The 19215-nt window shown below is 71.8% G+C and carries 18 protein-coding genes; 9 read left to right on the top strand and 9 right to left on the bottom strand.

Annotated features, from left to right (window positions below; genetic code table 11):
• Positions 1-7: 7 nt before the first annotated feature.
• Complete coding sequence (locus ACFYYW_RS18185; protein ID WP_387650085.1) at positions 8-1240, top strand: TerC family protein; 1233 nt, start codon at positions 8-10, stop codon at positions 1238-1240.
• Here ACFYYW_RS18185 and ACFYYW_RS18180 read toward each other — a convergent pair.
• From ACFYYW_RS18180 to ACFYYW_RS18170, 3 genes are read right to left on the bottom strand one after another with little or no spacing between them, the layout of a single operon-like run.
• Complete coding sequence (locus ACFYYW_RS18180) at positions 1233-2693, bottom strand: MFS transporter (protein ID WP_387650084.1); 1461 nt, start codon at positions 2691-2693, stop codon at positions 1233-1235. The genes ACFYYW_RS18185 and ACFYYW_RS18180 overlap by 8 nt on opposite strands.
• A 27-nt stretch (positions 2694-2720) precedes the next feature.
• Positions 2721-5909, bottom strand: coding sequence for an AAA family ATPase (locus ACFYYW_RS18175; RefSeq protein ID WP_387650082.1), 3189 nt, complete (start codon positions 5907-5909; stop codon positions 2721-2723).
• A 10-nt stretch (positions 5910-5919) separates the two neighbouring features.
• Positions 5920-6567, bottom strand: coding sequence for a hypothetical protein (locus tag ACFYYW_RS18170; RefSeq protein WP_387650080.1), 648 nt, complete (start codon positions 6565-6567; stop codon positions 5920-5922).
• A 292-nt stretch (positions 6568-6859) separates the two neighbouring features.
• Between ACFYYW_RS18170 and ACFYYW_RS18165 the strand changes: the two genes are divergently transcribed.
• Positions 6860-7195, top strand: coding sequence for a carboxymuconolactone decarboxylase family protein (locus ACFYYW_RS18165; protein ID WP_352324894.1), 336 nt, complete (start codon positions 6860-6862; stop codon positions 7193-7195).
• On the opposite strand, the gene ACFYYW_RS18160 is transcribed toward ACFYYW_RS18165, so the two are convergent.
• Positions 7155-8303: a PQQ-dependent sugar dehydrogenase gene (locus tag ACFYYW_RS18160; protein WP_387650078.1), complete on the bottom strand. Its 1149-nt coding sequence runs from the start codon at positions 8301-8303 to the stop codon at positions 7155-7157. The two genes, ACFYYW_RS18165 and ACFYYW_RS18160, sit on opposite strands and share 41 nt — an antisense overlap.
• A gap of 46 nt (positions 8304-8349) precedes the next feature.
• Here ACFYYW_RS18160 and ACFYYW_RS18155 point away from each other — a divergent pair, with 46 nt between their 5' ends.
• Positions 8350-9102, top strand: coding sequence for an SDR family NAD(P)-dependent oxidoreductase (locus ACFYYW_RS18155; protein ID WP_387650076.1), 753 nt, complete (start codon positions 8350-8352; stop codon positions 9100-9102).
• A gap of 131 nt (positions 9103-9233) precedes the next feature.
• On the opposite strand, the gene ACFYYW_RS18150 is transcribed toward ACFYYW_RS18155, so the two are convergent.
• Positions 9234-10445 carry a sn-glycerol-3-phosphate ABC transporter ATP-binding protein UgpC gene (locus tag ACFYYW_RS18150; protein ID WP_352324897.1) on the bottom strand — a complete coding sequence of 404 codons (1212 nt, stop codon included), beginning with the start codon at positions 10443-10445 and terminating at the stop codon, positions 9234-9236.
• A 174-nt stretch (positions 10446-10619) separates the two neighbouring features.
• Between ACFYYW_RS18150 and ACFYYW_RS18145 the strand changes: the two genes are divergently transcribed.
• Positions 10620-11702 carry a LacI family DNA-binding transcriptional regulator gene (locus ACFYYW_RS18145; RefSeq protein ID WP_387650075.1) on the top strand — a complete coding sequence of 361 codons (1083 nt, stop codon included), beginning with the start codon at positions 10620-10622 and terminating at the stop codon, positions 11700-11702.
• A 15-nt stretch (positions 11703-11717) separates the two neighbouring features.
• Here ACFYYW_RS18145 and ACFYYW_RS18140 read toward each other — a convergent pair whose 3' ends face one another.
• Complete coding sequence (locus ACFYYW_RS18140; RefSeq protein WP_387650073.1) at positions 11718-12515, bottom strand: alpha/beta fold hydrolase; 798 nt, start codon at positions 12513-12515, stop codon at positions 11718-11720.
• A 156-nt stretch (positions 12516-12671) separates the two neighbouring features.
• Here ACFYYW_RS18140 and ACFYYW_RS18135 point away from each other — a divergent pair, with 156 nt between their 5' ends.
• On the top strand, positions 12672-13682 hold the full coding sequence (locus ACFYYW_RS18135; RefSeq protein WP_387650071.1) for an alpha/beta hydrolase: 1011 nt from the start codon (positions 12672-12674) through the stop codon (positions 13680-13682).
• An 84-nt stretch (positions 13683-13766) separates the two neighbouring features.
• Positions 13767-14903 carry an acyltransferase gene (locus tag ACFYYW_RS18130; protein ID WP_387650069.1) on the top strand — a complete coding sequence of 379 codons (1137 nt, stop codon included), beginning with the start codon at positions 13767-13769 and terminating at the stop codon, positions 14901-14903.
• On the opposite strand, the gene ACFYYW_RS18125 is transcribed toward ACFYYW_RS18130, so the two are convergent.
• Positions 14900-15385 (bottom strand): glutathione peroxidase, encoded by a 486-nt coding sequence (locus ACFYYW_RS18125; protein WP_387650067.1) that lies wholly within the window; start codon positions 15383-15385, stop codon positions 14900-14902. The two genes, ACFYYW_RS18130 and ACFYYW_RS18125, sit on opposite strands and share 4 nt — an antisense overlap.
• Before the next feature lie 187 nt (positions 15386-15572).
• Here ACFYYW_RS18125 and ACFYYW_RS18120 point away from each other — a divergent pair, with 187 nt between their 5' ends.
• Together ACFYYW_RS18120 and ACFYYW_RS18115 are read left to right on the top strand one after the other, a co-directional pair.
• A complete protein-coding gene (locus ACFYYW_RS18120; protein ID WP_352324904.1) occupies positions 15573-15968 on the top strand; it encodes a transglycosylase SLT domain-containing protein in 396 nt (131 codons plus the stop codon).
• 333 nt (positions 15969-16301) lie between these two features.
• Entirely contained in the window at positions 16302-16757 is a 456-nt protein-coding gene (locus tag ACFYYW_RS18115) for a transglycosylase SLT domain-containing protein (RefSeq protein ID WP_352324905.1), read from the top strand.
• Between the two features lie 42 nt (positions 16758-16799).
• On the opposite strand, the gene ACFYYW_RS18110 is transcribed toward ACFYYW_RS18115, so the two are convergent.
• On the bottom strand, positions 16800-17432 hold the full coding sequence (locus ACFYYW_RS18110; protein WP_352324114.1) for a TetR/AcrR family transcriptional regulator C-terminal domain-containing protein: 633 nt from the start codon (positions 17430-17432) through the stop codon (positions 16800-16802).
• An 89-nt stretch (positions 17433-17521) separates the two neighbouring features.
• Between ACFYYW_RS18110 and ACFYYW_RS18105 the strand changes: the two genes are divergently transcribed.
• Positions 17522-18640, top strand: a complete 1119-nt coding sequence (locus tag ACFYYW_RS18105; RefSeq protein ID WP_387650065.1) for a ferritin-like domain-containing protein — start codon at positions 17522-17524, stop codon at positions 18638-18640.
• A 43-nt stretch (positions 18641-18683) separates the two neighbouring features.
• Here the strand turns inward: ACFYYW_RS18105 and ACFYYW_RS18100 are convergent, their stop codons facing one another.
• Positions 18684-19163 carry a nucleoside deaminase gene (locus ACFYYW_RS18100; RefSeq protein ID WP_352324112.1) on the bottom strand — a complete coding sequence of 160 codons (480 nt, stop codon included), beginning with the start codon at positions 19161-19163 and terminating at the stop codon, positions 18684-18686.
• Between the last annotated feature and the right edge of the window lie 52 nt (positions 19164-19215).

Genomic DNA, 19215 nt, shown 5'->3' with positions numbered 1-19215 from the left:
AGCGTTCGTGGACGTGTCCGCGCTCGTGTGGTGGCTGACGATCCTGGGGATCGTCGGCCTGCTGCTGTTCGACTTCTTCTTCCACGTGCGGCAGGCGCACGTCCCCGCGCTGCGCGAGGCGGCCGTCTGGTCGGCCCTGTACGTCGGGATCGCCCTGCTGTTCGGCGTGGGCGTGTGGGTGTTCGGCGGCGCCGAGCCGGGCGCGGAGTACTTCGCCGGGTACGTGACCGAGAAGGCGCTGTCGGTCGACAACCTGTTCGTCTTCCTCGTCATCATGGCGAGCTTCCGGGTGCCGCGCGCCGACCAGCAGAAGGCCCTGCTGTTCGGCATCGTCTTCTCGCTGGTGGCCAGGACCGGGTTCATCCTCCTCGGCGCCGCGATGATCGAGACGTTCGCCTGGGTGTTCTACGTCTTCAGCCTGATCCTGCTGCTCACGGCGGGCAACCTGCTGCGGCCCGAGACCGGCGAGGGCCACACCGACAACGTCATGGTCCGCCTGGCCCGCCGGCTGTTCCGCGCCACCGAGACCTACGACGGCGACCGGCTGTTCACGGTGGTGGACGGCCGCCGGGTGATGACGCCGATGTTGCTGGTCATGATCGCCCTGGCCGGCACCGACGTGCTGTTCGCGCTCGACTCCATCCCGGCCATCTTCGGCCTCACCCAGAACGTCTACATCGTCTTCACCGCCACCGCCTTCTCCCTGCTGGGGCTGCGGCAGCTCTACTTCCTCATCGACGGCCTGCTCGACCGGCTCATCTACCTCGCCTACGGGCTGGCGGTCATCCTCGCCTTCATCGGCGTCAAGCTTGGGCTGCACGCGTTGCACGAGAACAACGTGCCGTTCGTCAACGACGGCGAGCCGGTGAACGTCACCGAGATCAGCACCGGGCTGTCCCTGTCGGTGATCGTCGGCGTGCTGCTGGTCACCGTGGCCGCCTCGCTGGCCAGCCCCCGCGGCCGGGCGCAGAACGTGGTGTCGGCCGTCCGCCGGCACGCCCAGGACTACCTGGAGGTGGAGAAGGACGCGGAGCGGCGCGAGGAGGTCTACCGCGACCTGCTCGCGTCCGAGGCGCGGCTGGCCGGGCTGCCGGAGCGGCAGCGCGCCGGCGTCGCCCGGGACGAGCGGCTGGCGGCCCTGGTGGCGCGGGCGCACGCCGAGCACCAGGCCGGGCACCAGGACGACCACCAGGACGGGCACCAGGGCGGGCGCCAGGGCGGGCACGGCCCGGCTAGGTAGAGGTGGCCTGGCGGGAGGTCAGCGGGGCCGCGATGTGCTCCAGCGGCGTGCGCTCGGCCTTCACCCCGAAGACGATCTCCACCAGCCCGGCCGCCACCATCATCCCCGCGCCGAAGCAGTAGCCCCAGAACAGCCTGGTGGGGTCGGGGTTGTGCTGGTCGCCGATGAGCGAGGCGAAGACCGTCGGCCCGAACGCCCCCGCGACCTGCCCGAGCGCGAAGAAGATCGCGATGGCCTGGGCCCGCAGCTCGATCGGGAAGATCTCGCTCACGGTCAGGTACGCCGAGCTGGCCGCCGCCGAGGCGATGAAGAAGATCACCGACCAGAGCACGGTCTGCGTGACCGCCGTCAGCAGCCCCTCCTTGAACAGCCAGCCGGTCACCGCCAGCAGCAGCCCCGAGGTGATGTAGGTGGCCGAGATCATCTGCCTGCGCCCGACCGTGTCGAACAGCCTGCCCAGCAGCAGCGGCCCGAGCAGGTTCCCGGCCGCGAAGGCGAACATGTACTGCGGCACCGAGCCCGCCGGGACGCCGTAGAAGTGCGTCAGCACCAGCGAGTAGGTGAAGAACACGGCGTTGTAGAGGAACGACTGGCAGATCATCAGCGTCGCCCCCAGCACCGAGCGTTCCGGGTACGTGCGGAACAACGTCCTGGCGACCTGCGACAGCGGCGCGTGGTGCTCGGGGACGATCTCCAGCGCCTGCTCCTGCGGCACCGGCTCCAGCCTGACCCGGTCCTCCCGCTCGACCTCCCGCTCGATGCGGGCGACGACTTGCTCGGCCTCCTCCTCGCGGCCGTGCGTCATCAGCCAGCGCGGGCTCTCCGGCAGGTGCCGGCGCAGCCCCCAGATGGCCAGGCCGATCACCGGCCCGACCGCGAACCCGAGCCGCCAGGCCAGGTCGGGGTCCAGCGGCCCGCCCGGGTGCAGCAGCAGGAACGTGGCCGAGGTGGCCAGCAGCGACCCCAGCCAGTAGGTGCCGTTGATGGCCAGGTCGACGTGGCCCCGGTAGTGGGAGGGGATCATCTCGTCGATGGCGGAGTTGACGGCCGCGTACTCGCCGCCGATGCCCGCCCCGGCCACCAGACGCAGCACCAGGAAGCTCCACAGGTCCCATGACAGGGCGGTCAGGCCGCTGGCGACCAGGTAGATGCCGAGCGTGAGGATGAACAGCTTGCGGCGGCCGAGCCGGTCGGACAGCCAGCCGAAGTAGAGCGCGCCGGCCACCTGGCCGATCAGGTAGACGGTGGCCGACAGGCCCACCTCGGCGGAGGTGAAGCCGAGCGTGTCGGGCCGCTGCAGGAACGCCCCGACGTTGCTGGCGATGGTGATCTCCAGCCCGTCGAGCACCCAGGCCACGCCGAGCGCGATCACCAGCCGGGTGTGGAACGGCGCCCACGGCAGGCGGTCCATGCGGGCGGGGACCAGGCTGCGTACGACGCCGTCCTTGTTCATGCGTCCTTACTCTAAGTGACCATGCGATCACCCATCGGCCCGGGTCCCGTTGCCGTTGCCGGTGCCGGTGCCGGTGCCGTCGTAGCCGAGCAGCCGCATGGCCGTGTCCGGGTCCATGGCCGCGGCCAGCAGCTGGGCCCGCCGGTGGGCCTCGTCGCGTTCGCGTTCCGCCTTGGCCTGCGCCGCCCGTACGCCCCTGGCCGCCACGAACGCGAGCCCGGCGCCCACGACCACCCCGACGACCACCACGAACAGCAGGAGCAGCAGCGCCGGAGAGGCGAGCACGGGAGCCGCCGCGACGTCGGCGCCCGCGCCGGGCACCGCGCCGGTCACCGCCAGCGCCGTGATCAGGGCCAGCGCGATCAGCCCGAGCAGGCTGGCCACGACCAGCCAGGCCCGCCCGGCGCGCCGGCGCGGCCGGACCTCGGCGACCGTCCCGGCAACCGGCCCGAAGCCCGCGTGCGGGACGCCGGCCGGAATCCCCGCCGGAACCGCCTGGACCGCCTGGACCACCGACGGGACCGCTGAAGGGACCGCTGACGGGACCGCTGACGGGACCGCTGAGGGGGCCGCTGACGGGACCGGGACCGCCCGCGGGCCTGGCGCCCACGGCACGAACTCGGGCCGGTCACCGCCCTGTTCGACGCCCCCGCCGCCCTGCCCGCCGCCCTGCCCGCCGCCCTGCCCGACACCCTGCCCGACGCCCTGGTCGATCCGGGTGACCTCGGCCGTGATCACCTGGGCCGCGGCCGTGCCGGCGGCCGGGGCGGCGAAGGCGACCGCCCGCGGCTCGGCCTCCTCCGCCACCGGGCCGGGCAGCTCGCGCTCGATGCGGCTGTGCTCCTTGTGCGCCCTGGCCGCGTCGTGGTGGTAGTCCTCCAGCTGCTCGTAGAGCTCGTCGGAGGCGTAGATCGTGCCGTCCACGAGCGGTCCGCGCTCGCCGCGGATGACGGCCACCACGTCGTCGCCGTTGAGCGTCTTGTGCGTCTCCAGGGCGTGCGCCAGGCACAACACCTGCCTGCGGTGCTCCTCCAGCAGCCGCTCGGTCTTCTCCAGCAGCCGCACCAGGTTGAACTCGATGCGCTCGCCCAGCACGTCGGGGGTCAGGTCGGGCGCGGCGCGCACCGGCTCGCGCTCGGTGATGCCGATGCCGCCTCCCCCGCCGCCCCGGCCGCGCATGGCCTTGCCGCCGTGGATCTCCAGCTCCTGCAGCGCGGGCAGCGACGTGACGCCGGAGCCCATCCCCCAGTACGACTCCATGAGCGCGGTGAGGAACGTGGCCGCGTGCAGGTCGCCGGAGACGCCGGAGGAGTTGTCCTCGCCGAAGAACATGCGCTCGCCGGCCAGCGAGGCCAGGGAGACCATGATGTCGGCCTCGTACTCGGACTTCCAGCGGGTGAACTGGTCCTCGGGCTTGATCGAGGCGACCATGCCCAGGTAGTCGGCGCCCTTCTCGATGGTGGCGATGTCGATCTCCAGGTGGAACCGGGTCACGTACGCCACCACCGCGTGACACGCCTCGTGCACGGCCACGGCGTGCCGCTCGCGCTCGATGTACTCGACGTCCTCGGGCGGGCCGAGCTGCTTGAGCCGCTTGGCGCGCAGCACGTCCGACCAGGTGATGACCTCCCGCCCGTCACGGATGGCGGTGATCAGCGACTCGTTGACCAGGTCCTTGATCGTGGCCCCGGTCGCGTACGGCGTGATCGTGGCCAGCTTGTCGATCTGCTCCCCGGTGAGCTCGTGCTCGACCTTGTCGAAATAGCCCTGGTACGTCCGCACCCGCCCGGCCTTGGACGGGTAGCCGACCTTGTAGATGCGGTCGATGCGGCCCGGCCGCAGCAGCGCCTCGTCCAGCGCGTCGGGCCGGTTGGTGGCCATCATGACGAGGATGCGGTATTTGGGCGGCGGCTTGGGCCGCATCCCGAGCAGCCGCCTGACCAGCCGGTTGAAGAAGCCGCGCGGCTTCTTGAGCCCGGACAGCTCGGTGAGCAGCGCCTGGAGGGTGCCCGGGTCGCCGCTGTTCATCATGCCGCCGCCGGCGAAGAAGCGCTCGCGCCAGGTGCCCGGCGGGTCGGCGGCCTCGCGCCGGCCCTTGAAGGCCAGCACCGAGCGGCTCTCCTCCGACAGGTACGTCATCCCGTGGCAGCCGGAGTACGCCGAGAAGCCGGTGTGCGCCGAGAAGCCGGTGTGCGCCGACCAGCCGGTGTGGGCCGAGAAGCCGCCCTGCCCCGGGGGCCCCTGCTGGGCCAGCTTGCCGCGCTTGCCGAGCGAGTCGGCCTCGTCGAAGAAGACGATCACGCCGCCGTACCGCAGCGCCAGCTTGCGCAGCTTCCTGAACAGCCCCTTGACCTTCAGGATGCCGACGCCCATGAACATGTTCGTGAAGGCTCCCGGATCCACGAACACGTACGGCTTGCCGGTCTCGCCCGCCACGGCCTCGGCCATCAGGGTCTTGCCGGTGCCCGGCGGGCCCCACAGCAGCAGGCCGCTGGGCACGTACCCGCCGCGCCGCTCGATCTCGTCGGGCCGCTCCAGGAAGACGATGTTCTCCTGGACCCGCTCGACCACGTGGTCCTGGCCCCAGACGTCGGCGAAGCGGGTCTTGATGTCGTCGGGGAAGTACGTCTCCACGCCGCCCCTGGACAGGAACCAGAACAGGCCGACGAACTGGATGATGACGAAGAAGAACAGGAAGACGATCTGCAGCAGGAACGGCAGCGCCTGCCAGATCAGCGTCGGCGCCTGCAACAGGGCGACGAACGGGCTGACGTCCAGCACCGCCCCCGCCACGAGCGCGGTCAGCGTGACGAAGAAGGCGATCTTCAGGGCTCGGGAGATGCGGTACCTGGTCCAGTCGTCGAAGCGCCGGTGCGTCCACCGCTCGAACCCGCCGAAGACCTTCTGGCTCCAGAACCGGTGGTAGCCCGACCAGTGCTCGCTGACGAGGAAGTGCAGTTGCCGCAGGACCTCGGCGCCGAGCAGCCAGAAGATCCACTGGTACTCGTAGCCGATCTTCCAGGCCGCCTCGGGGAAGGTCACGACGCCCGTCCAGTCGGCCATCACCTTCCAGGTGAGGATCAGGTAGGCCAGGACCAGCGCGATGAGGAACTTGCTCCGGTCCCAGAACTGCATCTTCTTCCTGGTCACGGAGTCCGGGTCGGAGGGCCCGCTGCCGGGGGCGCGCAGCCCTTCGTGCTGAACGGTGGTGGTCACTGACGTCCCCTCATCCGGGCAGCCGGAGCAGCTTGAACGAACCCGCGATCTTGTCGAACTCGGCGCCGTGCTCGCGGTAGCAGGTCGCCCGGCAGCCGATGAGCATGACCGAGACCGTCGCGCCCTTCTCGTCGAGGATCGCGGTCTGGTCGAACGTCTGGACGTCGGCGCCGATCTGGTAGTTGAAGCGCACCCGTACGCCTCTGGCGCCGTTCTCCAGGGCGAGGACGTCGTCGCTGAGGAGCTCGAACTTGGCGAACATGGGCGGCCGGCCGGTGCTCATGGCCTGCTGCTCGTACAGCTCGCGCATCGGGTCGGTCACGGGCAGCACGAAGTCGCGCAGCCGGTTGAGCGAGATCGCGTCGCGCTGCTGCTCGGTGAGCTTGTGCACGGTGGCGTACACGAACGGGTCGGACGAGCTCAGCAGATGGTTGACCGACGGCTCGGCCGACTGGTCGAAGGCCGTGGACCAGACCCGCTGCGCACGGGTCGCCGCCGCCAGCGAACCGGGCCGGTCACCCGTCAGATACAGTTCGATCGGATAGGCGTTGAGCTGCGTGAACGAGGCGGGCACCTTGAAATAGGTGGTGCCTTCCCTGTCCCGTACGTAGGTGAACTCCGGCTGCCCGCACGCCGGCAGCACGGAAATCGCGACCATGAGCGCGATCCAAGCCCGTGTCCTTTTCACCAGGGCTTACCTCCGCTTTACGGACCAACGCAGTTGTTGTGCCCGCTTTCATGCGGAATGAGGCCGGGTGCACGATGAGAAATCTTGACCAAATCTTGGCCATTGATTGGCTTTACTTGTTACAGATCACCAAATGATGGTATGCGCCAGGTCGCCACACTCTACGGTCGCCCGGGATACAACGTTCGTGCAACCCCCATTGGTAGACCACAGGAAGTAGCAAAGGATATGAGGACGCCCATCCCGAGCCCCGGAGCCCACCATGAAAGAACCCGCGATGGAGACCGTCGACTCCTTCGGCATGACGGCTGAGCGGCAGTTCGCCGACCTGTGGTCGAGGACCGCCTTGTCGGTCAAGGAGCGCCGGCTGCTGCTGCTCGGGCTGCTCGTCGGACAGGGGCTCGACGAGCTGACCGCCGTGCAGCTCGACGTCGCGCTGCGGGCGGGCGACCTGAGCGAGAGCGAGCTGCGCGAAGTGGTGGTCTTCCTGACCCACTACGCCGGCTGGACCCGCGGATCACGGCTCAACGACCAGGTCGAGGAGCTGATCGAGCGGGTCAGGCAGGCTCGATCCGGTAGAGCGGACCCCGCAGGCTGAGCGCGTAGAGCTCGCCGTCGAGCCCCTCCCCGAAGGAGGAGAGCTGCTCGACCCGGCCGATCTCGGCCGCCTTCGACGGCTCCGCCACGGGCGCGGCCCTGACCCAGCCGGCGCAGAAGTCCCCGTACAGGAAGCTGCCGCGCAGCCAGGGCAGCGCGGCGCCGCGGTAGACGTACCCGGCGATCACCGAGCAGGCGCCGTCCTTGTGCAGGGGGTAGGTGATGACCGGCTCGGTCAGGCCGCGGCCCGTGCCGCCGCGGAAGGGCCGCTCGCCCTCGCGCAGGTTCCAGCCGTAGTTCTCGCCACCCCTGGACGCCGCCGGCTGGCGGTCGACCTCCTCCGCCTCGTCCTGGCCGACGTCGCCGATCCACAGGTCGCCGCTGTGCCGGTCGAAGCCGAACCGCCAGGGGTTGCGCAGGCCGTAGGCCCAGATCTCGGGCCGCGCGCCGTCCTTCCCGGCGAACGGGTTGTCCCGCGGCACCTTGTACGGCCTGCCGCGCGGGTCGATGCGCAGGATCTTGCCCAGCAGCGTGCCGAGGTCCTGGCCGTTGCCCTGCGGGTCGCCCGCGCTGCCGCCGTCGCCGAGCCCGACGTAGAGGTGGCCGTCGGGGCCGAAGGCGAGCTGGCCGCCGTTGTGGTTGGCGTACGGCTGGTCCTGAGTGAGCACGTCGCGCCGGCCGGTGGCGCGCCGGCCGTCGAAGGCCCATTCGGTGACGTGGGTGGCGCCGCGCGCGTCGGTCCAGTCGAGGTAGAGCCAGCGGCCGGAGGGATGGAAGGCCACGCCGAGCAGGCCCTGCTCGTTGCCGCCGCTCACCTCGCCCGACAGGTCGACCAGGACGTCGCCGTCCGTGGCGCGCAACCGGCCGCCCTGCTCGGCGACGTAGAGCCGGGCGTCGCCCTTGCGCACGGCGAGGGCGACCGGCCGTTCGAACCGGCCGAGCTCGCGGAAACGCACCTGCCGGGGAGCGCTCCTCGGCTGGGGGCTCGCCGGCGTGGCAGCCCGGGTGGAGGCCGGCGGGGCGGAGGGCACAGGGGCCGGGCCGGGCGGGGGCGAGGCGGCCGAACAGGCGGTGAGGGCCAGGAGGAGCACGGCCGCGAGGGGGCGCACGCCGTCCATACTCGCACGCCCGACCGGGGACGTTAAGGTTCAGGACATGCCTACCGCATTGATCACGGGCGCCACCGCCGGCATCGGCGCCGCGTTCGCCCGCCGCCTGGCCGCCGACGCCTGCTCGCTCGTCCTGGTCGCGCGCGACGAGCGGCGGCTCGTCCAGGCCGCCGACCAGCTCAGGCTCAGGTACGGCGTCGACGTCGAGGTGCTGCCCGCCGACCTGGCCACCGAGGAGGGCCTGGCCAGGGTCGAGTCGAGACTCCGCGACGGCGTCGACCTGCTGGTGAACAACGCCGGCTTCGGCCACCCCGGCGACTTCCTGAAGGTGCCGGTCGAGGACGAGCTGCGCATGCTGAAGGTCCACTGCGAGGCCGTGCTGCGGCTCACCCTGGCGGCGCTGCCCGCGATGCGCAAGCGCGACCGGGGCGCGGTGATCAACGTGGCGTCGGTCGCGGCGTTCTTCTCCCGCGGCACCTACAGCGCCTCGAAGGCGTGGGTGGTCAACTTCAGCGAGTCCGCGGCCAACGACGTGCGCAACCCGCGGATCAAGATCATGGCGTTGTGCCCGGGTTTCGTGCGCACCGAGTTCCACCAGCGGGCGTCCATGGACACCTCGGGCATCCCCGGGTTCCTGTGGCTGAAGGCCGACAACGTGGTCAGGGACGCCCTGCGCGACCTCGCGCTCGGCAAGCGGGTCTCGGTGCCCGACCTGCGCTACAAGGTCATCGTGGCGATCGGCAAGCTGGTGCCGCACAACCTGGCCGGGCGCGTCTCGGCCAGGCTCGGCCGCCGCTGACGTCGGGGCGGCCACAGACGTCGGGGCGGCCACAACAGAGTGGGCCCCCGCCGCGGGAGGGGGTCGCGGTGGGGGCCCGGGACGGCCGTGAGGAACTCACGGCCGGGAACCGGCAGATCCGGCTGGACCTGCTAGCGGTTGGCCTCGTGGCCGATGGCCAGGCCGCTCGTCGGGTCGAAGAAGTGCATGTTGTGCGTGTCCAGCACCAGGTCGATGCGCTGGCCGGGACGCACGTGGCTGCGGGCGTTGACGCGGGCGGTCCACAGGGACTTGTCGCCCACCAGCGGCAGCGCCGCCTCCTCGTCGTCGCCCGTGTCGGCGGCGGCGACGGTGTCCTTGTGCTCGACCGGCGGGGCGTCGATCAGGAACAGCACGTTGATCTCGGAGCCCAGCTCCTCGGTGACCTCCGCCTTGACGGGCAGGGTGGCCCAGCCGTTGGCGTGGTTGCCGGCGGAGTTGGCGTCCTCGAAGTCCGACGGGCGGATGCCGAGGATGACCTTCTTGCCGATGTACTGGTCGAGGCCCGGCTTGTCGGCGAACGCCGAGTCGGGGATCGGCAGGCTGATGTCGGCGAAGCGCACGGCCGCGCCGTTGTCGCGGACCAGCTCGGCGGTGACGAAGTTCATCGAGGGCGAGCCCATGAAGCCGGCGACGAACAGGTTGACCGGCTTGTCGAACAGGTTCTGCGGGGTGTCGACCTGCTGGAGCAGGCCGTCGCGCAGGACGCAGACGCGGTCGCCGAGGGTCATGGCCTCGACCTGGTCGTGGGTGACGTACACGGTGGTGACGCCGAGGCGCTCGTGCAGGGTGTTGAGCGAGGCGCGCATGGAGACGCGGAGCTTGGCGTCGAGGTTCGACAGCGGCTCGTCCATGAGGAAGGCCTGCGGCTCGCGGACGATGGCGCGGCCCATGGCGACACGCTGGCGCTGACCACCGGACAGAGCGGCCGGCTTGCGCTTGAGGTAGGTCTCCAGGCCGAGCATCTTGGCGGCCTCGTTGACCCGCTTCTGGATCTCCGGCTTGGGCATCTTGCGAAGCTTGAGGCCGAAGGCGAGGTTCTCCTCGACCGTCATGTGCGGGTAGAGCGCGTAGTTCTGGAAGACCATCGCGATGTCGCGGTCCTTGGGCGGAAGGTGGTTGACCACCTTGTCGCCGATGGCGATCTCGCCGCCGCTGATGTCCTCGAGGCCGGCGATCATCCGGAGCGCGGTCGACTTACCGCAACCCGATGGGCCCACCAGGACCATGAACTCGCCGTCCTTGATCTCAAGGTTCAGCCCGTTCACGGCCTTCACGCCACCGGCGTAGATCTTGTCGACGTTCGTCAGAACGATGGATGCCATGACATTCCTTCGCGCTCCAGGGCGATCGGCCCGGACGTTGGTTCTCGGTTCCCGTGGATACGTTTTCACGTATCTCACCCGAAACGGACATCGGTGTCAAGGGGTCCCGCGTGACCAGCCTTTGTAGGCGCGGTGCCCTTCCGGTGCCGCGGAATCCATGATGGAATCGTTTCCATGGAGAAGCGGGCGACGATCAAGGATGTGGCCGAGGCGGCGGGCGTCGGCGTCGCGACCGTGTCCCGGGTGTTGTCGGGCGGCTCGGCCAGCCCCAGCACCAGGGAACGGGTCCTGGCCGTCGCCGCCCAGCTCGACTACCGGCCCAGCGCGCTCGGCCGCAACCTGCGCCAGCGCCGCACCGGCGGCCTGGGCCTGCTGGTGCCCGACCTCACCGACACCTTCTACGGGCAGCTCTGCGAGGGCGTGCTCGCCTGCGCCCGGTCGGCGGGCGAGCCGGTGGTGCTGGGCTCGACGGGCGGCGACCCCGAGCAGGAGGCCGAGCTGATCGGCATGCTGCTCGAACAGAGCGTCGACCGGGTCATCGCGGTGCCCTCCGGCGACGCCGAGACCTGGGCACCCGCGCTCAGGGCGGGCATGACGGTGGTCTTCGCCGACCGCCTGCCGCCCGAGGCCGGGCGCGACGACGACCGCGACCCCGCCGAGAGCGCCCTCGACGATCTCATGCTCCTCGACGGCGTGACCCCCCGCGGACGCGTCCCCGAGGGCGCCGCGCGTCCGCTCGACGTGCCCGCCGTGCTGGCCGACGACCGCGCCGGCATCCGTACGGCCGTGCGCTACCTGCGGGGCCTCGGCCACCGGCGCATCGCCTTCCTCGGCGGCCCCGGCCACGACCGGCGGGCCGACGCCTTCCGCGCGGCCGTGGGCGCCCCGGTGGACGAGGAGCTGGTGGTGTTCGGCACCGGCAGCCGGGACTCGGCCTACGCCGCCGCCTCCGGCCTGTTCCAGAGCCGTCCCGACCTGTCGGCCGTCGTCGCGGGCGGGAACGTCCTGGGCGAGGCGGCCGTGCTGGCCGCCCGCGAGCTCGACCTGCGGGTGCCGAAGGACGTGTCGCTGGTGATGTACGACGACGTGCCCTGGGCCGAGCTGTGCGCCCCGCCGCTGACCGTGATCGCCCAGCCGGGCCGGGACATGGGGTATCGGGCGTGCGAGCTGGTGCTGCGCGAGGGCACCCGGCGGGCGCGCACGGTGGTGCTGCCCACCGAGCTGATCATCCGCGGGAGCTGCGGCCCCCGCAGGTGACCGCGAGGGGCACGTTCAGCCTCCGCCGAGGACGTCCCGCGCGTGCGCCTCGATCACCTGGGCCACCTCCCGGGGCGCCCGCAGGTGCGCGCCGTGCCCCTGCCCGCGCAGCGTGACGCGCCGGGCGCCGGGGATCACCTCCCGCAGGGCGTCGAGCCGCGCGCCGAGATGGGCGGGGCTGCGGTCGCCGCCGAGCAGCACCACCGGCGTGCGGATCGCCGCGTACGCCGCCCGCCGGTCGCCCAGGGCGTCGATCGCCAGCAGGTCGTCGATCTGGCGGGGCACGCGCAGCCGCGTCGGCCGATGGCAGGCCACCGCCACGGAGGCCAGCCAGGAGACCGCCGGCGACAGGCCCACCACGTCCCTGAAGAAGATCCGCATCGCCCGGCCCGGCCGGCCCGCCGCCACCGCGGCCTCGGCCGCCTGGCTGGCCGCGCCGCCGAGCGAGGGTCCGAGGGCGACGGGCGGCTCGTACAGGACCGCGCCCGCGAAGGCGTCCGGCGCGAGGAGCAGGGACTCCAGCGCGGCCACCGCGCCGGACGAATGCCCCACGAGCAGGACGGGCCCGCCGAGCGCGGCCGCCACCGCCACCGCGTCGGCGGCCTCCTGCGCCATGGTGGCCGGCCCGGCCAGGTCCGGCCGGTACTGGCGGCGCCGGACGCGCACCACGCGGAACCGCGGCGCGAGCAGCCCCGCGACCTTGCCCCACTGGGTGCCGTCGTCGAGCCCCGCGTGCAGGACGAGGACGGCCGGGCCCCGCCCCTCCTCGACCACCTGGACGTCGGTCCCGTCGGCGGATGTCACCGTGAGCATGGCGCCTCCTCAGGGCGGCCACTGTACGCCTCCTCAGCCCTGTAGTACCTCAGAGCTACGCGAAAGGTGCATCCCCCAGCGGGAAGCCGACTACAAGGCGTGATCCCTACCTTCGGTGCCGGAAGGAAGAACCGGCACGGAAGGGGACCATCCGCCATGGCATCGCTGAGGAACCGCCTGCTCGCCGCGCTCGTCACCGCTTCGGTGGCGGTGCCCGTGTCCGGCGCCGGCGGGTCCGCGGCGGTGCCCGCGCCCGTCCCCGCCGCCGTGGCGCCGCTGCCCGCCGTGCCCCCCGCCGTGGCCCCCGCCGTGGCCTCCGCAGTGGCCTCCGCAGTGGCTCCCGCAGTGGCTCCCGCAGTGCTGGCCGCCGCGCTGAGCGAGCGGTACGCCGCCGGGCGCGCCGCCGTCCTGGCCGCCGAGCGCACCGCCGCCGCGCGGGGGCACCGCCGGCGGGCGGCGGCGCTGCGGGCCATGGCCGGCCCGTCGCGCACGTTCCTGTCCTTCGACGGGCGCGACGGCGGCCGGACCGTGGAGGTCTTCGGCGACCTGGCGACGGCCCGGCGGATCGCCGTCCTGGTGCCCGGCTCCGACACGAACCTCGACCGGTACGGCCGCCTGCACGCCGGCGCGACGCGGCTGCGGGAGGCGCTCGGCGACGGCTCGGCGGTCATCGCCTGGGCCGGCTACCGCACGCCCGGCACACTCAGCCTGGACGTGCTGACGCCCGCGCGGGCCGACGAGGCCGTGCCCGGCCTGCGGGCGTTCGTCCGGGAGCTGCGCGCGGTCAAGCCCGGCGCCCGGCTGTCGCTCGTGTGCCACTCCTACGGCTCGGTGGTGTGCGGACGGGCCGCGCCCGGCCTGGACGTGGCCGACATCGTCCTGATCGGCAGCCCCGGCGCGGGCGTCCCCGACGTCGCCGCCATGCGCACCCGCGCGGCCGTGTGGGCCGGGCGCGGCGCCGCCGACTGGATCGCCGGCGTGCCGCACGCGCTGGTCGAGCTGCCGTTCGTCACGGTCGGGCTGGGGGCCGACCCGGTCTCGCCCGGGTTCGGCGCCCGCGTCTTCGCGGCGGGCGACGGCGGCCACAGCGACTACCTGCGGCCAGGCTCCCCAGCGCTGACGGCCGTCGCCCGCATCGTCTCCGGAGAGGCCGCCCGTGATGTCTGACTCCTCCCTCCGCATCGTCTCCGGAGAGGCCCCCCGTGATGTCTGACTCCTCCCTCCGCATCGTCTCCGGAGAGGCCGCCCGCGATGTCTGACTCCTCCCTCCGCACCCGCTCCGGCCTGCGTGGGCTCGCCGCGCGCGTCGAGGCCGGCACGCCGCCGAAGCGCGACCGGGCCCTGGACGCGCTGCGGGCCCTGGCCATCCTCGGCGTGGTGGCCGGGCACTGGCTGGTGACCGCCGTGGTCAGCGACAGCGGCAGCCTGCGCGTCACCAGCCCGCTCAAGTACCTGCCGCAGCTGGCCCCGATGTCGTGGGCGTTCCAGATGCTGGCGATCTTCTTCCTGGTGGGCGGCCTGGTCGGGGCGAAGGGCCACCGGTCGGCGCGGGCCGCCGGCATCGGCTACGTCCCGTGGCTGCGCGGCCGGTTGGGGCGGCTGTTCCGCCCGGTGGCGGTCGTCGCGGCGGTGTGGGCCGTGGCGGCGGTCGCGATGCTCGCCTCCGGGGTGCCGCTGGAGGACGTGTGGCTGCTGGTCAGGGTGGCGTCGGCGCCGATGTGGTTCCTGCTGGTGTTCGCCGCGCTGACGGCGGCCACGCCGCTGGCCGCGCGGCTGCACCCGGCCTGGCCGCTCGCGGCGGTGGCGGCCTGCGACGCGGTGCGGTTCGGGCCCGGCGGGCCGGAGTGGTTGTGGTGCGTGAACCTGGCGGCCGGGTGGCTGGTGCCGTACTGCCTGGGCGCGGCCTGGGCCCGCGGGGAGCTGCGCAGCCGGGCCACCGGCTGGACGCTGCTGGCCGGCGGCGCGGCCGCGGCCCTGGCGCTGGTGGTGTGGGGCGGCTACCCGGCCACCATGGTCGGGGTGCCGGGCGCCCCGGTCTCCAACCTGGACCCGCCCTCGCTCGCGGCCGTCGCCTTCGGGCTCGCCCAGTGCGGCGCGGCGCTGCTGCTGCTCGGCCCGCTGCGCCGGCTGCTGCGCCGCCCCGCCGTCTGGGCGCCCGTGGCCGTGACGAACCTGGCCGCGATGACGATCTTCCTGTGGCACCAGACCGCGCTGATCGCGGTGACCGAGCTCGGCCTGCTGGCCGGCGCCGCGCTGCCCGGCCTGCACACACCGCCCGAGGAGCTCGGCTGGGTGGCGGCCCGGCTGGCCTGGCTGCCGGCGTTCGCGGTGGCGCTGCTGGTGTGCTGCGCCGCCTTCCACGCCTACGAACGCCGGCGGCCCCGCTAGAGCAGCTTCTCGATGGCCGCGACGACGGCCGGGTCGTCGGGGGCGGTGCGGGGGCGGAAGCGGGCCACGACGTTGCCCTCGCGGTCGAGCAGGAACTTCTCGAAGTTCCACTGGACGTCGCCCGCCGCGCCCTCCTCGTCGGGGGCCTCGGTGAGCTCCGCGTAGAGCGGGTGGCGGCCGGGGCCGTTGACGTCGGCCTTGGCCAGCAGCGGGAAGTCGACGCCGTAGGTCGCCGAGCAGAACTCCTGGATCTCCTCCGCCGTGCCGGGCTCCTGGCCGGCGAACTGGTTGCAGGGCATGCCGACCACGCTGAAACCGCGCGGGCCGAAGTCCTGCTGGAGCTTGACCAGGCCGGCGTACTGCGGGGTCAGGCCGCAGCGGGAGGCCACGTTGACCAGGAGCACGGCCTTGTCGCCGGCGAGGTCGCCGAGCGTGGTGGGGTCGTCGGCGAGGGTGCGGAGCGGGATGTCGCGAAGGCTCATGATCTGAAGCTTACAGAACGACGCCCGCCGCAGATTGTGACCTATTCCTCATTTTTCCCACGAAACCCCTGAATATCAATATGTCGTGATCTTGGAATTACGCCTGATTTTTCATGGTCAATTAGGAAATGTGGGCGTTTGTCAGGCAGGGTGACGCGGTCCCCGTCCCCTTCGAAAGGGAATCCGCATGCCCATGCTCCGCCGTACCGGTGTCCTGGTCCTCGCCGCAACGCTCGCGACGGTGACCGGCACCACGGCCGCACAGGCGCAGAGCTCCCAGAGCAGTGGCAGGAACAAAGCCATCGCCAAGTCCCTGGTCGCCCAGCGCGGCTGGGGCGCCGCGAGCTACGGCTGCCTGGTCAGGCTCTGGGCCAGAGAGAGCGGCTGGAACCACAGGGCCGGCAACCGGTCGGGCGCCTACGGCATCCCGCAGGCGCTTCCGGGCCACAAGATGGCCTCCTCGGGCGCCGACTGGCGCACGAACCCGCGCACCCAGATCCGGTGGGGTCTGGGTTACATCAAGCAGCGGTACGGCTCGCCGTGTCGCGCGTGGGCGCACTTCCAATCCCACAGTTGGTACTGAGCCAAACCCCAGGTACGTCCGCGTTTTTACTCAAGGACATGCCATATGGGCGACGGGCCGGGCAATCCTGGCCCAGCGAGATCGCCCTTTATCCGAATTGAGCGCGCAAACACCTGTCCTTCGCGTGTCGAGATCGCGGCCCGCGGTCACGGCCCGTAATAGGAATCGTGCTTGAGGACACGTCGTGGCGCCTTCCGGGCCGTCCAGCACGATCGGGCGGTACAGGATCCCGGGAGGCCGCGCGGACCCTCCGCGTCCGAGCCACGGACGCCGGACCGGCAGGGCGCCCCGAGAGGGCGCCCGTCCGCACGCGACCCGAAAGCAAGGATCGCCTTGGACAGCAAACGCGTGCTCAGCGGCACTCTTCTCACTATCAGCGCGTTCGGCGTCAGCACCGGCCCGGCCTGGGCGGAGTCCCGGCCTCCGGTGATCAAGATGCGGACCTGGACAACGTCAGCGCAACCGAAGATCGCGGCCGTACGGCCCGCCGGAAGAAACAAGAAGATCGCCCTGGGACAGGTCGTCCAGCGCGCGTGGAACTACCGGGAGTTCCGCTGCCTGGACAACCTGTGGACCAGGGAGAGCAATTGGAACCACCACGCGCTCAACCGGTCGTCGGGCGCCTACGGCATCCCGCAGGCGCTGCCCGCGGGCAAGATGAGCGGCGCGGGCAAGGACTGGCGGTCCAACCCCGAGACGCAGATCCGCTGGGGCCTGGCCTACATCAAGGGAAGGTACGGCAGGCCCTGCGGCGCCTGGGGGCACTGGCAGTCGCACAACTGGTACTGATCTCGCGTGCCGGAGGGCATCCGGGCCGGCCCGGGTGCCCTCCTACTGACCCGCGTGCACCGCGATGGCCTGGATGAGCAGCTCGACCCCGAACTCGAACTCCGCCTCGTGGTCGCACTCGGTCAGCAGCGGCGCCAGCGCGCTCACCTCGGGGAACAACGCCGGATCGACGACGGCGGCCTCGACCGTGCGGCTGTGGACGGGCGCGAACGTGGGCGTCACGCCGACCTCGCGCAGCAGCGAGCCCACGATGAAGGCGATGAACATGCGCAACATCCGGACGGCGTCGGGCCCGTCGAAGCCCGCGCCGCGCAGCGTGGCCAGCGCCCGCTCGACCGGCAGCAGCCCGGCGTGGGAGTGGAGCTGGCGGCTGACCACCACCATGGTCGAGCGCGGATGGTGATGGGCGATCTGCCGGAAGGCCCGCGCCTGCGCCCGGACCCTGTCGGTCCAGTGGGCGTCGGGGTCGTCGGTGAACTCGATGCCGCTCAGCACGCTCTCGGCCACGCCGTTGAGCAGGGCGTCCTTGTTCGGCACGTGGTTGTAGAGGGACATCACGCCGACGCCGAGCTCGGCCGCGATGCGGCGCATGGAGACCGCGTCGGCGCCCTCGCGCTCGATGAGGTCGATGGCCGCGGCCACGATGCGGGGCCTGGACAGGGGCTCGGTGGTCATAGCTCATTCTATTGACGTACGTACACCGTACGTGCAAGGGTCGAGCCGTGGACGTACACCGTACGTAATCCCCCTCGCGGAGGTCCCCCATGTCGACGCACGATCTCTACACCCTCCCCGCCGAGCTCTCCACCTGGGACGTCGGCATGGCCGGCGCCAGCCGGTTCACCTGGGAGTACGACGAGGGCCGCGACCGCATGCTGGCCTTGTACCAGAAGGGCAAGGACAAGCAGTGGGACTCGGTCAAGCGCATCGACTGGGACCTGGAGGTCGACCCGTACAACGTGCTCGGGATCCCCGACACCACGATCGCCATCTACGACACCCCGCTGTGGCACCGGCTCGGCCCCCAGCAGCGCCAGGACGTGCGGCTGCACGGCGCGGCCTGGCAGTTCTCCCAGTTCCTGCACGGCGAGCAGGGCGCGATGATCTGCTCGGCCCGGATCGTGGAGTCGGTGCCCGACCTGGACTCCAAGTTCTACGCCGCCACCCAGACCATGGACGAGGCCCGCCACGCCGAGACCTACGCCCGCTTCCTGCAGGAGAAGGTGGGCCTGGCGTACCCGATCAACGAGCACCTCAAGGCGCTGCTGGAGAGCACGCTCAGCGACTCCCGCTGGGACATGCCCTACCTCGGCATGCAGGTGCTCATCGAGGGCCTGGCCCTGGCCGCGTTCGGCGTCATGCGCGACATCACCACCAAGCCGCTGCCCAAGCAGATCCTCGCGTACGTGATGCAGGACGAGGCCCGGCACGTCGCCTTCGGCCGGATGGCGCTGCGCGACTACTACCAGAACCTGTCGGAGTCGGAGCTGCGCGAGCGCGAGGACTTCGTCATCGAGGGCTGCTACCTGATGCGCGACCGGCTGCGCGGCGCGGAGTCCTGGGAGCACCTGGGCCTGTCCAGGGCCGAGACCGACGAGGTCATGCGGGCCACCGACCAGTCGGAGTACCTGCGGCTGTTCCGCTCGCTGCTGTTCAGCAGGATCGTGCCGTGCGTCAAGGACATCGGGCTGTGGAGCCCGCGGCTGCAGCAGGCGTACGCCGACATGGGCGTGCTGGAGATGGCCGGCCAGTCGCTCGACGCCCTCATGAAGCAGGACGAGGACATCGCCGACAAGCTGGACCAGGACCGGTTCGCCGCCGAGGAGGCCGAGCGGCACGCCGAGGTCGCCGACACGATCGCCCTCGGCTCGTCCGCCTCCTGACCGGCTCGTCCGCCCGCTGCGCCGGGCGGCGTCCTCAGCGTCCTCAGCGTCCGCGGTGGAAGCGCCGGTGCAGGTCGTGCACCTGCCCGGCCAGCTCCGGCACGGGCCCGTCCACCTCGACGCCCGGCGCGACGGCGTTGACCGGCAGCGTGCTCACCGGCGGCGCCGGCACGCCCAGCTCCGTCAGCCAGCCGGCGAGCTGCGCCGACGACGCCACGTACACGATGCGCCCGAGGCCCACCCAGGCGTGGGCCGCCGCGCACATCGGGCAGTGCTCGCCGGAGGTGTAGACGGTGGCCGCCGCCCGCTCGCTCGGGGTCAGGTTGGCCGCCGCCCACCGGGCCAGCTCGAACTCCGGATGCCGGGTGCGGTCGCCCCCGGCCACCCGGTTGTGGTCCTCGGCCAGCACCGCGCCGTCCGCGGCGACCAGCACCGACCCGAAGGGCTCGTCGCCCGACTCCAGCGCCTCGGTGGCCAGCTCGACACAGCGCCGCAGGTACGGCAGTTCACTTTCGTGGATCATTCGCGACTTCCTGTCCGGTGAGAAAGCTGAGCGGAAAGGACAGCTCCGCCTT

It is taken from the genome of Nonomuraea sp. NPDC001831 (assembly GCF_042892035.1).
Taxonomy (GTDB): Bacteria; Actinomycetota; Actinomycetes; order Streptosporangiales; family Streptosporangiaceae; genus Nonomuraea.
The sequence above is the reverse complement of the archived record's forward strand: the minus strand, read 5'-3'. Positions and strand labels throughout refer to the sequence as shown.

Bases quoted from the DNA above. Each gene is read 5' to 3' on its own strand.
- ACFYYW_RS18180 (WP_387650084.1), bottom strand. From the start codon at position 2,693: ATGAACAAGGACGGCGTCGTACGCAGCCTGGTCCCCGCCCGCATGGAC.
- ACFYYW_RS18170 (WP_387650080.1), bottom strand. From the start codon at position 6,567: ATGGTCGCGATTTCCGTGCTGCCGGCGTGCGGGCAGCCGGAGTTCACC.
- ACFYYW_RS18165 (WP_352324894.1), top strand. From the start codon at position 6,860: ATGAAAGAACCCGCGATGGAGACCGTCGACTCCTTCGGCATGACGGCT.
- ACFYYW_RS18155 (WP_387650076.1), top strand. From the start codon at position 8,350: ATGCCTACCGCATTGATCACGGGCGCCACCGCCGGCATCGGCGCCGCG.
- ACFYYW_RS18150 (WP_352324897.1), bottom strand. From the start codon at position 10,445: ATGGCATCCATCGTTCTGACGAACGTCGACAAGATCTACGCCGGTGGC.
- ACFYYW_RS18145 (WP_387650075.1), top strand. From the start codon at position 10,620: ATGGAGAAGCGGGCGACGATCAAGGATGTGGCCGAGGCGGCGGGCGTC.
- ACFYYW_RS18140 (WP_387650073.1), bottom strand. From the start codon at position 12,515: ATGCTCACGGTGACATCCGCCGACGGGACCGACGTCCAGGTGGTCGAG.
- ACFYYW_RS18135 (WP_387650071.1), top strand. From the start codon at position 12,672: ATGGCATCGCTGAGGAACCGCCTGCTCGCCGCGCTCGTCACCGCTTCG.
- ACFYYW_RS18130 (WP_387650069.1), top strand. From the start codon at position 13,767: ATGTCTGACTCCTCCCTCCGCACCCGCTCCGGCCTGCGTGGGCTCGCC.
- ACFYYW_RS18125 (WP_387650067.1), bottom strand. From the start codon at position 15,385: ATGAGCCTTCGCGACATCCCGCTCCGCACCCTCGCCGACGACCCCACC.
- ACFYYW_RS18120 (WP_352324904.1), top strand. From the start codon at position 15,573: ATGCCCATGCTCCGCCGTACCGGTGTCCTGGTCCTCGCCGCAACGCTC.
- ACFYYW_RS18110 (WP_352324114.1), bottom strand. From the start codon at position 17,432: ATGACCACCGAGCCCCTGTCCAGGCCCCGCATCGTGGCCGCGGCCATC.
- ACFYYW_RS18105 (WP_387650065.1), top strand. From the start codon at position 17,522: ATGTCGACGCACGATCTCTACACCCTCCCCGCCGAGCTCTCCACCTGG.
- ACFYYW_RS18100 (WP_352324112.1), bottom strand. From the start codon at position 19,163: ATGATCCACGAAAGTGAACTGCCGTACCTGCGGCGCTGTGTCGAGCTG.